We start from the raw sequence: 14435 nt of genomic DNA, 5'->3' as shown, positions 1-14435 counted from the left end.
GAGACCTCCGGTGCCCATCGTGAGTGTCGCCGGAGGTTAGGTATGGATGTGCCCCTGTGGGTGTGGGGTGTCACGGTCGGGGTCATCCTGGCCATGCTCTTGGTCGACTTCCTCGGTCACGTGCGCAAGGCGCATGAGCCCCAGCTGAGGGAAGCGGGCCTCTGGTCTGCCGCTTACGTGCTCATCGCGCTGATCTTCGGCGTCGTGGTGTGGGTCACCTGGGGCTCGGAGTACGGCCAGCAGTACTTCAGCGGCTACGTGCTGGAGAAGTCACTGAGTGTGGACAACCTGTTCGTGTTCGTGCTGATCCTGTCGAGTTTCCGGGTGCCGCGGCAGTACCAGCAGAAGGTGCTGTTGATCGGCATCGTCATCGCGCTGGTGCTGCGCACGATCTTCATCTTCGTCGGCGCCGCCGCGGTCAACGAGTTCGCCTGGATCTTCTACATCTTCGGCGCATTCCTGATCTGGGTGGCGATCGGTCAGTTGCGCCAGGATTCGGAACAGGAGGGGGAGTACCAGGAGAACGCCATGCTGCGTCTGGTGCGCCGGCTGTTCCGGACCACCGACGACTACGCCGACGACAAACTCTTCGTCCGGCAGGACGGCCTCCTGTACGTCACCCCGATGTTGATCGTGATGATCGCGATCGGGTCTGCCGACGTCCTGTTCGCGGTGGACTCCATCCCCGCGATCTTCACCGTCACCCAGGAGACCTACCTGGTCCTCACCGCGAACGCGTTCGCACTGCTGGGCCTGCGCCAGCTCTACTTCCTGATCGACGGGCTCCTCGACAAGCTCGTCTACCTGCATTACGGACTCGCCGCGATCCTGACGCTGATCGGGGTGAAGGCCATCATCCACGCTCTGCACGAGAACGACCTGCCCTTCCTCAACAGCGGTGAGCCGATCGAGGTGGTGCCGGAGATCCCGACGAATGTCTCCCTGCTGGCGGTCCTGAGCATCCTGATCGTCACCACGGTGGCCTCGTTGACCATCGGACGCCGGCGGAAGGGTAAGCCCAAGCCGGTGAAACCACCGCGGGCACTGGGGAACTGAGAATTGCTCAGTCGTCCTCGAACGGCCCGAAAACCGGCTTCCAGGCACGCAAGGTACGGTGCGTGATCAACTTGGCCCGCTGGAACGGGTCGTCGTCGAGTAGCCGGGACACCTCGGCGTCGGACTCGCCGCGCAGGATCAGCAGGGCACCCGGGGCCGCATTGTCCAGCCATGGTCCGGAGGCCAGGAGCGTGCCCTCGTCGTGCAGCCTCCCGAGGAACTCCCGGTGCGAGGGCCGCAGTTCGTTCAGGTCCTCGGTGCGCTGGACGTCATAGATGTACTCGACGGCGAAGATCGTCATGCGCCGACCTTAGTACGCGAGGCTCACCACCGGCGTTCGCGCCAGTGGTCCAGTTGAGGACGTTCGGCGCCCAGGGTGGTGTTGTCGCCGTGCCCGGGGTGGACCACGGCATCGTCGCCGTAGACGTCGAAGATCCTGGTCTGCACATCGGTGAGCAGTGAGTCGAAGTCCTCCTCGCTCGTGGTTCGGCCCACCCCCCCGGGGAACAGGCTGTCGCCGGTGAAGAGGTGCACCACCCCGCTGCTGGTGTCGGTCCAGGCCAGCGCAACCGACCCGGGGGTGTGGCCGCGCAGTCCGATCACGTCCAGATGCTGCGTGCCCAGCCGCACGTGGTCCCCGTGCTGGAGGTGACGGTGCACGGGCACGGGCAGCGCAGCGGCGTCGTCGGCTCCCGCCAGGGCGGGCGCACCGGTGTGCTCGACCAGGGCCGGGAGGGCCCGGTGGTGGTCCCAGTGCTGGTGCGTGGTCACGATCGCGGCGACCTCGCCGGCGGGGCCGGGCTCGGCGAGCAGCGCGCACAGTCGGTGGGCATCATCGGCGGCGTCGATGAGAAGGTGCGCTCCGGAGGAAGTCTCGGTGAGCAGGTAGGCGTTGTTGTCCTGCTCCGATACCGAGGCCTTGCGGATCTGCACGACGCCCAGGTCCCACGCGATGCTGGGACCCCCGGGCTCGGCGTGGCCGGGGACGAAGTCTGCGGAGGTGTTCATCGACCCATTGTGCCGGTGCGGCCGGTGCACCGCAGATGCCCGGCGCGCGCGGTGTGGCCGAACGCACGCCGTCGAACAGTTGTACGATGTCGGTGCCAGCGTTTACCATTGGCGACGTGAGTGACCACCTCCTGATCCGCGGCGCGCGGGAACACAACCTGCGCAACATCAACCTCGACCTTCCCCGGAACCAGTTGATCGTCTTCACCGGGCTGTCGGGTTCGGGGAAGTCGTCGCTGGCCTTCGACACGATCTTCGCCGAGGGGCAGCGCCGGTACGTGGAATCCCTGTCCGCCTACGCCCGCCAGTTCCTGGGGCAGATGGACAAGCCGGATGTCGACTTCATCGAGGGGTTGTCACCCGCAGTCTCGATCGACCAGAAATCCACCAACCGCAACCCGCGCTCCACGGTGGGCACGATCACCGAGGTGTATGACTACCTGCGGTTGCTGTACGCCCGAGCCGGTACCCAGCACTGCCCGGTGTGTGACGAGAGGATCATCGCCCAGACCCCGCAGCAGATCGTGGATCAGTTGCGGCAGATGCCCGAGGGGACCCGGTTCCAGGTGCTCGCGCCGGTGGTCCGTGGCCGCAAGGGGGAGTACGCCGACCTGTTCCGTGACCTGGGCGCACAAGGATTCGCCCGGGCTCGGGTCGATGGTGAGACCGTTCCGCTGGCAGAACCGCCCACGCTGGAGAAGAACCTCAAGCACACCATCGAGGTGGTGGTGGACCGGCTGGTGGTCCGGGAGAACATCCGCCAGCGACTGACCGATTCGGTGGAGACCGCGTTGCGGCTCGCGGAGGGACTGCTCCTGGTGGACCTGGTCGACGCCGACCCGGAGGACCCGGAGCGGGTGCGCCGGTTCTCCGAGCGCCGGGCCTGCCCGAACGACCACCCACTGACACTCGATGAGATCGAGCCGCGCACCTTCTCCTTCAACGCACCCTACGGCGCCTGCCCCGAGTGCACCGGGATCGGGACGCGACTGGAGGTGGACCCGGATCTGGTCATCCCCGATGAGGACCTGACGTTGGCCGAGGGCGCCGTGGCGCCGTGGACCACCGGGTCGGCGGCCTACTTCGAGCGGGTGCTGGGCGCCCTGGGCGAGGAACTCGAGTTCTCCATGGACGTGCCGTGGCGGGCCCTGCCGAAGCGCGCCAGGGAAGCGATCCTGCACGGCAAGGACCACAAGGTGCACGTGCGCTACCGCAACCGGTGGGGCCGGGAGCGGTCCTACTCCACCGGCTTCGAAGGGGTGATCTCCTTCATCGAACGGCGCCACTCCGAGACCGATTCGGACTGGTCCCGCGAACGCTACGAAGGCTACATGCGGGAGGTACCGTGCCCGGCCTGCCATGGGGCGCGGTTGAAACCCGAGGTGCTCGCGGTGCGCGTCGGCGGCAAGTCCATCGCCGAGGTGTGCGGTCTGCCGATCGACCAGGCCAAGGAGTTCCTGGACGCGCTCGAACTGAGCCCCCGCGAGGCGGCGATCGCCGGCCAGGTGCTCAAGGAGATCCACGCCCGGATGGGCTTCTTGCTCGACGTCGGGCTCGACTACCTGTCGATGTCCCGGGCCGCGGGGACCCTCTCCGGTGGGGAGGCCCAGCGGATCAGGCTGGCCACCCAGATCGGCTCGGGCCTGGTCGGGGTGCTGTACGTGCTGGACGAGCCGAGCATCGGGCTGCACCAGCGTGACAACAGGCGTCTGATCGACACCCTCAGCCGGCTGCGTGACCTGGGCAACACCCTGATCGTGGTCGAGCACGATGAGGACACCATCCGGACAGCCGACTGGGTCGTGGACATCGGGCCGGGAGCGGGGGAGCTGGGCGGACGGATCGTGCACTCGGGTAGTTACGCCGACCTGCTCACCCAGGAGGACTCGGTGACCGCGGCGTATCTGGCCGGGCGACGGGAGATCCCGATCCCGGCCCAACGGCGCGAACCGGACCCGGAGCGCCAGATCGTGGTGCACGGGGCGCGGGAGAACAACCTCAAGTCGGTCACCGTGCCCTTCCCGCTGGGCTGTTTCATCGCCGTCACCGGGGTCTCCGGCTCCGGTAAGTCCACGTTGGTGGACTCCATCCTGTACAAGGTGCTGGCGAACGAACTCAACGGGGCACGCACCGTTCCGGGCCGGCACAAGCGCGTCACCGGACTGGAGACCCTGGACAAGGTCGTGCACGTGGACCAGAGCCCGATCGGGCGGACCCCACGCTCCAACCCGGCCACCTACACCGGGGTGTGGGACCACGTGCGCAGGCTCTTCGCCGAGACCCAGGAGGCGAAGGTGCGCGGGTACACCCCGGGCCGGTTCTCCTTCAACGTCAAGGGTGGTCGCTGTGAGGCGTGCTCGGGTGACGGCACGCTGAAGATCGAGATGAACTTCCTGCCCGATGTCTACGTGCCATGCGAGGTGTGCCACGGGGCGCGGTACAACCGCGAGACCCTGGAGGTGCACTACAAGGGCCGCACGGTGGCCGAGGTGCTGGACATGCCGATCACCGAGGCCGCGGACTTCTTCGCTGCCGTGCCCGCCGTGGCCCGGCACCTGAAGACCCTTGTCGATGTGGGCCTGGGGTACGTGCGGTTGGGTCAGCCCGCACCCACGCTGTCCGGCGGTGAGGCTCAGCGCGTCAAACTCGCCTCGGAGTTGCAGAAGCGCTCCTCCGGCCGCACGGTCTACGTGCTGGACGAGCCGACCACCGGGCTGCACTTCGAGGACATCCGCAAACTCATGGGTGTCCTGCAGGGCCTGGTCGACAAGGGCAACACCGTGGTGGTGATCGAGCACAACCTCGATGTGATCAAGAACGCCGACTGGGTGATCGACATGGGTCCCGAGGGCGGCATCGGTGGTGGCACCGTGGTGGCCAGCGGCACACCCGAGCAGGTGGCCCAGGTCGGGGCGAGCCACACCGGCAGGTTCATCGCCGAGATCGTCGGCCCCGACGCGGTCGTCCGGACGAAGCCGATCACGCTGGTGGCCACCCCGTCGCGGCCGAAGGCACGCTCGGTCCGGCGGGCCACCAAGGCACGGTCCAAGAAGAGCGCCTGAGCCGCCCTTACCCCGGCGCTGTCCGCGCGCGGGTCGAACTAGGGTGGAACCGTGGCTGATCCCTCGACCTACCGTCCCCGTCCCGGGGAGATTCCCGAGTCACCGGGGGTGTACCGCTTCCTGGACTCCCACGGGCGGGTCGTGTACGTGGGCAAGGCGAAGAACCTGCGTTCGCGCCTGTCGAGTTACTTCGGCAACCTCGCCGGCCTGCACCAGCGCACCCAGCAGATGGTGACCACCGCCGCCTCCGTGGACTGGACCGTGGTGAGCACCGAGGTGGAGTCCCTGGCGCTGGAGTACGCCTGGATCAAGGAGTTCGACCCCAGGTTCAACGTCAAGTACCGCGACGACAAGTCCTACCCGTTCCTTGCCGTGACCATGGGTGAGGAGTTCCCCAGAGTGCAGGTGATGCGCGGCGCGAAGCGGCCCGGCACCCGCTACTTCGGTCCCTATTCCCACGCCTGGGCGATCCGGGAGACGGTCGATCTGCTCCTGCGGGTGTTCCCGATCCGCTCATGTTCGGCGGGGGTGTTCAAACGGGCCAAGGCCGCCGGGCGCCCGTGCCTGCTGGGCTATATCGGCAAGTGCGCGGCCCCGTGCGTGGGCTGGATCTCGCCGGAGGAGCACCGGGATCTGGCCGAGGACTTCTGTGACTTCATGGCGGGGAACACCGCGCAGTTCGAGCGCCGCCTCGAGGCGCAGATGCGCGCGGCGGCGGCCGAGCAGGACTACGAGCGTGCCGCACGGCTGCGCGATGACCTGGGCGCCTTGCGCAAGGTGGTGGAGAAGAACGCTGTGGTGCTGCCCGATGGCACCGACGCCGACGTGTTCGCGATGGCCGCCGACGAACTGGAGGCCTCGGTCCAGGTGTTCCACGTCCGGGGCGGGCGGATCCGCGGCCAGCGTGGGTGGGTCACCGAGCGAGTGGAGGACCTGTCCGAGGGTGAGTTGGTCGAACGGCTGCTCCAGCAGGTCTACGGGGGCACCACCGATCCGCAGGCGGTACCCCGGGAGGTGATCGTTCCGGCCGAGCCGGACAACCTCGCCCAGGTACAGCAGTGGCTGCGGAGCCTGCGCGGGGCGAACGTGAGTGTGCGGGTGGCGCGGCGCGGGGACAAGCGGCGGCTGGCCGAGACGGTGGAGGCCAACGCCCAGCAGGCTCTGGCGTTGCACAAGACCCGCCGCGCCGGTGACCTGACGGCCCGATCCCACGCGCTGGCCCAACTCCAGGAGCACCTGGATCTGCCGACCTCACCGCTCCGGATCGAGTGCTACGACATCTCCCACACCGCCGGCAGTGAGCAGGTGGCCTCGATGGTGGTGTTCGAGGACGGCCTGGCCCGCAAGAGCGAGTACCGCCACTTCGTGGTCCGCGGCGCCCACGGCGACGGTGCCCGCGATGACACCGAGGCGATGTATGAGGTGCTCAGCCGCCGCTTCCGGCGCTACCTGGCCGGGGTGCGGGGGTCGGGAACCGAGGACGACGACGTCGCTGCCGCAGTGGAGGACGGTGCACCCGGGCCGGATCCGTCCGTTCCGCGACCGGACCTGCTCACCCAGCCGCACGCCGACCCCGGAAGCACGGCACGGGCGGCCTCGGCGCCCGACCAGGCACCACCCCGGGCCCTCACACCGGGGGAGGCGTCCTCGGCCGCCCCAGCGGCACGGCCCCAGAAACGGTTCGCCTACCCGCCGCAACTGGTGGTGGTCGACGGCGGCGCCCCCCAGGTGGCTGCTGCCGTTCGAGCGTTGGACGACCTGGGCATCGGGGATGTCTCCGTGGTGGGCCTGGCCAAACGGTTGGAGGAGGTGTGGCTACCGGGCGAGGACTACCCGCTGGTGCTGCCCCGCACCTCCGACGCTCTCTTCCTGCTCCAGCGCATCCGGGACGAAGCACATCGCTTCGCGATCGCCCACCACCGAAAGCGGCGCAGCAAGGCGATGACCCGCTCGGTGCTCGATGCCATCCCCGGACTGGGGCCGGCCCGTCAGCAGGCGCTGCTGACCGAGTTCGGGTCGGTGAAGAAGCTGCGCGCCGCGTCGGTGGACCAGATCCTGGCCGTGCCCGGGATCGGTCCCGGGCTCGCCCGAACCGTCCATGCCGTGCTCAATCCTGACTCCGACGAGGACACCACGGACCCTGGCGGGCCCGGGGGCTCCGTCGCAGCCGGGACGGCACCCCCCTCGGCGGCAACGCCGGGCACGGGCGGCGTCCCGAACCCGCCACCTGGTGGCGATGGCGTGAGAACCTAGTGGCATGAGCACCGAAGAGCCGGGGGATCAGGCGCCCTCCACGTTCCCCCGGGGAATCCCACTGCTGGAAGAGCAGACGCCGCCTCCGGAGGACACCCGGCCGGAGATCATCATCATCACCGGCATGTCCGGAGCCGGGCGCTCCCGCGCCGCTGCGGTGCTGGAGGACATGGACTGGTACGTGGTGGACAACATGCCACCCCGGATGCTGCTGGCCCTGGCCGGGATGATGACCTCGAACGAGGGCGGGGTACGCCGCCTGGCCGCGGTGGTGGATGTGCGTTCCCGGGAGTTCTTCGCCGACCTGATCGAGGTGCTCAACGACCTTCGCCGGCGCGGTGTGGAGTACCGGCTCATCTTCCTCGACGCCGGTGACGAGGTCCTGGTGCGCCGGTTCGAGCAGGTCCGCCGCCCGCACCCGTTGCAAGGGGAGGGCAGGCTCCTGGATGGGATCAAGGAGGAGCGCGGGCTGCTGGACAACCTGCGCAGACGCTCCGACGTGCTGATCGACACCTCCAACACCTCGGTGCACGACCTGGCCCGAGCAGTACGTGAACTGCTTGCCGAGGAGAGCGACCAGAGCCTGAAGATCACCGTGGTCTCGTTCGGTTTCAAGTACGGGCTCCCGCTGGACGCCGACCATGTGGTGGACGTGCGATTCCTGTCCAACCCCTATTGGGTCACCGAGTTGCGCCACCTCACCGGCAAGGACGAGCCGGTCCGGGACTACGTCCTGTCCCTGCCCGGGGCCTCCGACTTCATCACCCGGTACATCGATGCCATCGAGCCGGTGCTGGACGGGTACCTGCGCGAGCAGAAACCGTACGTGACCATCGCGATCGGATGTACCGGCGGTAAGCACCGGTCCGTCGCGCTGAGTGAGGCGATGGCCGCGGAGTTGCGATCCCGCGGTCAACGCGCCGGTGTCGTCCACCGCGACCTGGGCCGGGAATGACGGCGGCACCGACGTCACCACGGGGCCCGGCCCGCAGACCGGGCCCGCTGAAGGTCGCTGCCTTGGGCGGGGGGCACGGCCTCGCCGCGAGCCTGCGCGCACTGAGGCACGTGACCAGCGACGTCACCGCGGTGGTGACGGTGGCAGATGACGGCGGATCCTCGGGCCGGCTGCGCCAGGAACTGGGCGTGCTGCCCCCCGGGGACCTGCGGATGGCGCTGTCGGCACTGTGCGACGAGTCCGACTGGGGGCACACCTGGAGCGACGTTCTGCAGCACCGATTCACCTCCTCCGGGCCGTTGGACGGGCACGCGCTGGGGAACCTGCTGATCGTCTCGCTCTGGGAGTTGCTCGGCGATGAGGTCTCCGGTCTCGATTGGGTGGCCAAACTCCTCGGTGCCGACGGCCGGGTACTGCCGATGGCGGCGGTGCCCCTGGAGATCGAGGCGGACGTGAAGTTGCCCAACGGGCAGGAGGCGCTGGTGCGCGGCCAGTCCAGGGTGGCGGTGACCTCCGGGGCGGTGCAGCGGGTCCGGCTGATCCCCGCGGACCCGCCGGCCTGCCCTGAGGCTGTGCAGGCGATCCGGCAGGCCGATGTGGTGGTGCTCGGACCGGGCTCGTGGTTCACCTCGGTCATGCCGCATCTGATGGTGCCCGAGATCGCCGAAGCGCTGCACGAGGCACGCCTCACCCTGACGCTCAACCTCTCCGCGCAGCAGGGCGAAACCACCGGCTACACCGCAGTGGACCACCTGCACTCGTTGCAGTCTTACGCACCCGGGTTGAAACTGGACACTGTGATCGCCGACCCCGCATCGATCGAGGACCTGGACGAATTGCAGAGCCACGCCAGAACCCATGGGGCCCGGCTGCTGCTACGGCAGGTCGGACAGGGTGACGGTGGTCCTTATCATGACCCGCTGCGGCTCGCGGCGGCGTATCGTGATGCGTTCGACCGGTTCCTTGGCGACGTAGGGGAGAAGTCTGGATGAGTGGCAGGATGACGCTCATGTCTTTGACCACGGACGTGAAGGATGAACTGGCCAGGCTGAAGGTGGACCGGGTCTCGGCTCGCAAGGCCGAGGTTTCCGCCACCCTCCGGTTCGCCGGTGGCCTGCACATCATCTCCGGCCGGATCGTGATCGAGGCCGAACTGGACGCCGGGATCGCTGCCCGCCGCTTGCGCCAGGCGATCAATGAGATCTACGGGCATACCTCTGAGGTGATCGTGGTCTCCGGGGGTGCCCTGCGCCGGGGGAACCGCTACGTGGTGCGGGTGGTCCGCGAAGGTGAGGCACTGGCCCGCCAGACCGGTCTGCTGGACTCCCGCGGCCGGCCCGTGCGTGGCCTACCCCCGCAGGTGGTCTCAGCGAGCGTAGGTGACGCCGTCGCCGCCTGGCGGGGAGCGTTCCTGGCCCGCGGGTCCCTGACGGAACCGGGCCGTTCCTCGGCGCTGGAGGTCACCTGCCCGGGCCCGGAGGCCGCCCTGGCCCTGGTGGGCGCCGCGCGCCGGTTGGACATCATCGCCAAGGCGCGCGAGGTGCGAGGGGTGGACCGGGTGGTGATCCGCGACGGGGACGCGATCAGCGCCATCCTGACCCGGATGGGCGCCCACGACGCGGTCCTGGTCTGGGAGGAACGACGGATGCGCCGTGAGGTCCGCGGCACCGCCAACCGGCTGGCGAACTTCGACGACGCGAACCTGCGTCGGTCGGCGCAGGCAGCGGTGGCCGCCGGAGCACGGGTGGAACGGGCCTTCGAGATCCTCGGGGAGGACGTGCCCGAGCACCTGCTCCAGGCCGGTCGGCTGCGCCTGGAGCACAAGCAGGCCTCTCTTGAAGAACTCGGTCAGCTCTCCGACCCCCCGCTGACCAAGGACGCCGTAGCCGGGCGGATCCGCCGGCTACTGGCAATGGCAGACAAGCGCGCCTACGAACTGGGCGTGCCGGACACCGAGGCGAACCTGACCCAGGAGATGCTCGACATGTAGGACGCCCGGCGGCTGGGACCTTTGTCACAAGGTGTCCCGCCACACACGGGTGTAGCGTTAACCGTGGGGCACACACCGGCACGAGCCGGGTGTGTGCCACGTCCGAGGCCGGGCCGACAGGCCCGCCGACTACCGCACAGGACGCGCCTTTCGCGCGACGAGGAGGACATAGTGACCATTCGCGTCGGAATCAATGGCTTCGGTCGTATCGGACGGAGTTACTTCCGCGCCGTGGCCGAGAGCGGTGCCGACATCGAGATCGTCGGTGTCAACGACCTGACCGATAACAAGACCCTCGCCCACCTGCTCACCTGGGACACCGTGCTGGGCAAGTTCGGCCAGGAGGTCGGGTACGACGACGAGAACATCATCGTCGGCGGCAAGAAGATCCGGGCGCTGGCCGAGAAGGACCCCGCCGCGCTGCCGTGGGGCGAACTCGGTGCCGACATCGTGATCGAGTCCACCGGGCTGTTCACCGACGGCACCAAGGCGAAGGCGCACCTGGACGGCGGTGCGAAGAAGGTGATCCTGTCCGCCCCCGGCAAGAACGACGACGGCATGTTCGTCATGGGCGTCAACCACACCACCTATGACCCGGCGAACCACCACATCATCTCCAACGCCTCCTGCACCACCAACTGCATCGCGCCGCTGGCCAAGGCGATGCACGAGGCCGTGGGCCTGGAGCGCGGACTGATGAACACCATCCACGCCTACACCGGGGACCAGAACCTGCAGGACGGACCGCACAAGGACCTGCGCCGGGCCCGCGCAGCGGCACAGAACATCGTGCCCACCACCACCGGTGCGGCCAAGGCCGTCGGAAAGGTGCTACCGGAACTGGACGGGCGGTTGGACGGCTTCGCGCTGCGGGTACCGGTCATCACCGGTTCGGCCATCGATCTGACGTTCACCGCGTCCCGGGAGACCACGGTGGAGGAGATCAACGCCGCCGCCAAGGCCGCAGCCGAGGGCAACCTGGCCGGCACGATGCAGTACTCCGAGGACCCGCTGGTGTCCAGCGACATCATCACCAACCCCCACCAGAGCATCTTCGATGCTCCGATGACACGGGTGATCGGCAACCAGGTGAAGGTGGTGGCCTGGTACGACAACGAGTGGGGCTACTCCACCAGCCTGGTGAAGTTGACCAACTACATCGGCGAGCAGCTCTGAGGGCAGTGACGGTCACCGCGCCCGCGTGCACGATGCACGCGGGCGCGGTTGTCTGAGACAGCACCGCCGGCGTGGCCCGGCAGATCATGTGAGAGACGAGAAGGAGACACGATGCCCACCCTCGCCGAACTCGGTGACCTGCACGGAAAGCGGGTGCTGGTCCGGGCCGATTTCAACGTTCCGTTGGACGGTGACACCATCACCGACGACGGCCGTATCCGGGCGGCACTGCCCACCATCATCCGGTTGATCGAGGCCGGTGCCGTGGTGGTCCTGACCGCTCACCTGGGCCGGCCCAAGGGGAAGGTCGACCCGCACTACTCCCTGGCTCCGGTCGCCAGGCGGCTGGGTGAACTCCTCGGCCAGGACGTGACGTTGGCCGGTGACGTGGTCGGTCCGGAGGCCCGCGCCGCGGTCGACGCGGCCGTCCCAGGGCAGGTGGTGCTGCTGGAGAACATCCGGTTCGACGCCCGGGAGACGTCCAAGGATGACGCCGAGCGCGGAGCGCTGGCCGATGACCTGGCGAAACTCGCCGATGTCTTCGTCTCCGACGGCTTCGGGGTGGTGCACCGCAAGCAGGCCAGCGTCTATGACGTGGCCACGCGGCTGCCGAACGCGATGGGAGGGCTGGTGCAGCGCGAGGTCGCCGCACTGGAACGGGCCACGCAGGACCCGGCCCGACCCTACGTCGTCGTGCTGGGTGGATCGAAGGTCTCCGACAAACTCGGCGTGATCGAGAACCTGCTCACCAAGGCCGACACCCTACTGATCGGTGGGGGCATGGTGTTCACGTTCCTCGCGGCGCAGGGGCACCAGGTGGGCAAGTCGCTCCTGGAGTCTGACCAGATCGATACCGTCAAGGGCTACCTGGCCACCGCGGCCGAGCGGGGCGTGCAGATCCTGCTACCCACCGACATCCTGGTGGGCCCGGAGTTCTCCGCCGACGCCGCCCCGACGGTGGTGGCGGCCGACGCCATCCCCGCCGACCAGATCGGGCTGGACATCGGTCCGGAGTCGTCGGCGGCCTTCGCCGAGGTCATCCGTGGGGCCCGCACGGTGGTGTGGAACGGCCCGATGGGGGTCTTCGAGTTCCCCGCCTTCGCCGGGGGGACCGAGGCGGTGGCGCAGGGCATGATCGATGCCACCGGCGCCGGGGCCTTCAGCATCGTCGGCGGTGGAGACTCCGCGGCCGCAGTGCGCCTGCTCGGCTTCGATGAGGCGGGCTTCGCGCACATCTCCACCGGGGGCGGGGCCTCCCTGGAGTTCCTGGAGGGCAGGACGCTGCCCGGGATCGACGTTCTGACCGACTGAGGTCCCGAGTTATCCGACGGCGCCGGTGGAGCCGGCGAGGTGCGCCACCGTCGACCGCGCCGCAGAGCCAAGAGAGGCAGAAGATGACGCAAGCACGCACCCCGCTGATGGCGGGCAACTGGAAGATGAACCTGGACCACCACGAGGCCACCCACCTGGTGCAGAAACTGGCCTGGACGCTCCGGGACGCCCAGCACGACTACGACTCGGTTGAGGTGGCGGTGTGTGCGCCCTTCACCGACCTGCGCTCGGTGCAGACCCTGATCGATGCGGACAAGCTCAGCATCAAGGTCGGCGCCCAGGACGTCTCCGCACACGAGCAGGGCGCCTACACGGGAGAGATCTCCGCCACGATGCTGGCCCGCCTGGGGGTCGACTACGTGATCGTGGGCCACTCCGAGCGGCGGCAGTACCACGCCGAGGACGACGCCCTGGTCAACGCCAAGGCCCGGGCCGCACTGAAGAACGGGCTGATCCCGATCATCTGCGTGGGCGAGGGTCTGCAGGTGCGACAGGAGGGCCGCCACGTACCCGTCACGCTGGCCCAGGTGGACGGTGCGCTCGAGGGGCTCTCCGCCGAGGCCGTCGCCCACAGTGTGATCGCCTATGAACCCGTGTGGGCGATCGGGACCGGTGAGGTGGCCACGCCCGAGGACGCCCAGGAAGTGTGCGGTGCGATCCGGGGCCGACTGGCCGAACTCCACGGCGAGCAGGTCGCCGCCTCGGTGCGCGTGCTCTACGGCGGATCGGTCAAGTCCGGAAACGTCGCCTCGATCATGGCTCACCCCGATGTCGACGGCGCCCTGGTGGGTGGGGCGAGCCTGGACGCGCAGGAGTTCGCGAACATCGCCCGATACCAGGCGCACCAGGTCGGACTGTAGCCGGCGGGTTTCCCTCCGCGGCCATTGATCGCGTAAACTCATGCCGGTGCCCTGCGGCCGGCGATCCCGGCTGCGCTGATTCAATAGATGAGGATTCGTACGTGGACGCATTGACCATCGTCCTCCAGGTGCTCCTGGTGCTGACCAGCGCGATGCTGATCCTGTCCATCCTGATGCACAAGGGCAAGGGTGGGGGCCTGTCGGACATGTTCGGCGGGGGCGTCTCCACATCGTTGGGATCCTCCGGGGTTGCCGAACGCAACCTGAACCGGATCACCATCGGGTGTGCCGTGATCTGGGGCACGGTCATCGTGCTGCTGGGTCTGGTCCAGAAGTTCACGATCTAGGAGTTGCTTCGTGGCAAGTGGTAGTGCGATCCGTGGGTCCCGAGTCGGCGCCGGACCGATGGGAGAGGCTGAGCGTGGCGACGCCGCGCCGCGTGTGCACGTCTCCTACTGGTGCGCGGCGGGCCACGAGACCCGTCCCAGTTTCGCCCAGGAGACGGGCATCGAGATCCCCGAGACCTGGGACTGCCCGCGGTGCGGGATGCCGGCCGGGCAGAACCAGAGCAGTCCGCCCGAGCCGCCCCGGAACGAGCCGTACAAGACGCACCTTGCGTACGTGAAGGAACGACGTTCCGACGACGACGGCGCGGCGCTGTTGGACGAGGCGCTGGAGGCCCTGCGCAAGCGTCGCGGTCGCTGACCATGGGCTGACGCCCGCCGGGTCACGTCACAGCCAGC

General features: G+C 68.4%; 13 protein-coding genes. 11 read left to right on the top strand and 2 right to left on the bottom strand.

Annotated features, from left to right (window positions below; all coding sequences use genetic code 11):
• The first annotated feature begins 42 nt into the window (after positions 1 to 42).
• Positions 43 to 1056, top strand: coding sequence for a TerC family protein (locus tag ACPL7H_RS07010; protein WP_424785848.1), 1014 nt, complete (start codon positions 43 to 45; stop codon positions 1054 to 1056).
• 7 nt (positions 1057 to 1063) lie between these two features.
• Here ACPL7H_RS07010 and ACPL7H_RS07005 read toward each other — a convergent pair whose 3' ends face one another.
• Both ACPL7H_RS07005 and ACPL7H_RS07000 read right to left on the bottom strand, forming a co-directional pair.
• Positions 1064 to 1357, bottom strand: coding sequence for a YciI family protein (locus ACPL7H_RS07005; protein WP_424796294.1), 294 nt, complete (start codon positions 1355 to 1357; stop codon positions 1064 to 1066).
• 23 nt (positions 1358 to 1380) lie between these two features.
• Positions 1381 to 2064, bottom strand: coding sequence for an MBL fold metallo-hydrolase (locus ACPL7H_RS07000; RefSeq protein ID WP_424796293.1), 684 nt, complete (start codon positions 2062 to 2064; stop codon positions 1381 to 1383).
• A gap of 86 nt (positions 2065 to 2150) precedes the next feature.
• Between ACPL7H_RS07000 and uvrA the strand changes: the two genes are divergently transcribed.
• The 10 genes from uvrA (at position 2151) to ACPL7H_RS06950 (ending at position 14397) form a co-directional block, all read left to right on the top strand.
• On the top strand, positions 2151 to 5126 hold the full coding sequence (uvrA, locus tag ACPL7H_RS06995) for an excinuclease ABC subunit UvrA (RefSeq protein ID WP_424796292.1): 2976 nt from the start codon (positions 2151 to 2153) through the stop codon (positions 5124 to 5126).
• A gap of 51 nt (positions 5127 to 5177) precedes the next feature.
• Positions 5178 to 7379, top strand: a complete 2202-nt coding sequence (uvrC, locus tag ACPL7H_RS06990; protein WP_424796291.1) for an excinuclease ABC subunit UvrC — start codon at positions 5178 to 5180, stop codon at positions 7377 to 7379.
• Positions 7380 to 7383: 4 nt separating this feature from the next.
• Positions 7384 to 8334, top strand: coding sequence for an RNase adapter RapZ (gene rapZ / locus ACPL7H_RS06985; RefSeq protein WP_424796290.1), 951 nt, complete (start codon positions 7384 to 7386; stop codon positions 8332 to 8334).
• Positions 8331 to 9326 carry a gluconeogenesis factor YvcK family protein gene (locus tag ACPL7H_RS06980; protein ID WP_424785854.1) on the top strand — a complete coding sequence of 332 codons (996 nt, stop codon included), beginning with the start codon at positions 8331 to 8333 and terminating at the stop codon, positions 9324 to 9326. The genes rapZ and ACPL7H_RS06980 overlap by 4 nt, the downstream gene beginning before the upstream one ends.
• A 17-nt stretch (positions 9327 to 9343) precedes the next feature.
• A complete protein-coding gene (gene whiA, locus ACPL7H_RS06975) occupies positions 9344 to 10324 on the top strand; it encodes a DNA-binding protein WhiA (protein ID WP_424785855.1) in 981 nt (326 codons plus the stop codon).
• A 171-nt stretch (positions 10325 to 10495) separates the two neighbouring features.
• A complete protein-coding gene (gene gap, locus ACPL7H_RS06970) occupies positions 10496 to 11500 on the top strand; it encodes a type I glyceraldehyde-3-phosphate dehydrogenase (protein WP_424796289.1) in 1005 nt (334 codons plus the stop codon).
• 111 nt (positions 11501 to 11611) lie between these two features.
• Entirely contained in the window at positions 11612 to 12811 is a 1200-nt protein-coding gene (locus ACPL7H_RS06965; RefSeq protein ID WP_424796288.1) for a phosphoglycerate kinase, read from the top strand.
• 83 nt (positions 12812 to 12894) lie between these two features.
• Positions 12895 to 13692, top strand: coding sequence for a triose-phosphate isomerase (gene tpiA / locus ACPL7H_RS06960; RefSeq protein ID WP_424796287.1), 798 nt, complete (start codon positions 12895 to 12897; stop codon positions 13690 to 13692).
• Between the two features lie 101 nt (positions 13693 to 13793).
• On the top strand, positions 13794 to 14039 hold the full coding sequence (gene secG / locus ACPL7H_RS06955; RefSeq protein WP_424796286.1) for a preprotein translocase subunit SecG: 246 nt from the start codon (positions 13794 to 13796) through the stop codon (positions 14037 to 14039).
• Positions 14040 to 14049: 10 nt separating this feature from the next.
• Positions 14050 to 14397, top strand: coding sequence for an RNA polymerase-binding protein RbpA (locus tag ACPL7H_RS06950; protein ID WP_424796285.1), 348 nt, complete (start codon positions 14050 to 14052; stop codon positions 14395 to 14397).
• Positions 14398 to 14435 lie beyond the last annotated feature (38 nt).

Origin of the sequence: Pseudactinotalea sp. Z1732 (assembly GCF_049724975.1) — a bacterium.
In the GTDB taxonomy this organism is placed as follows: Bacteria; Actinomycetota; Actinomycetes; order Actinomycetales; family Beutenbergiaceae; genus CALKWS01.
This window is presented reverse-complemented; position numbering and strand designations above follow the sequence as displayed.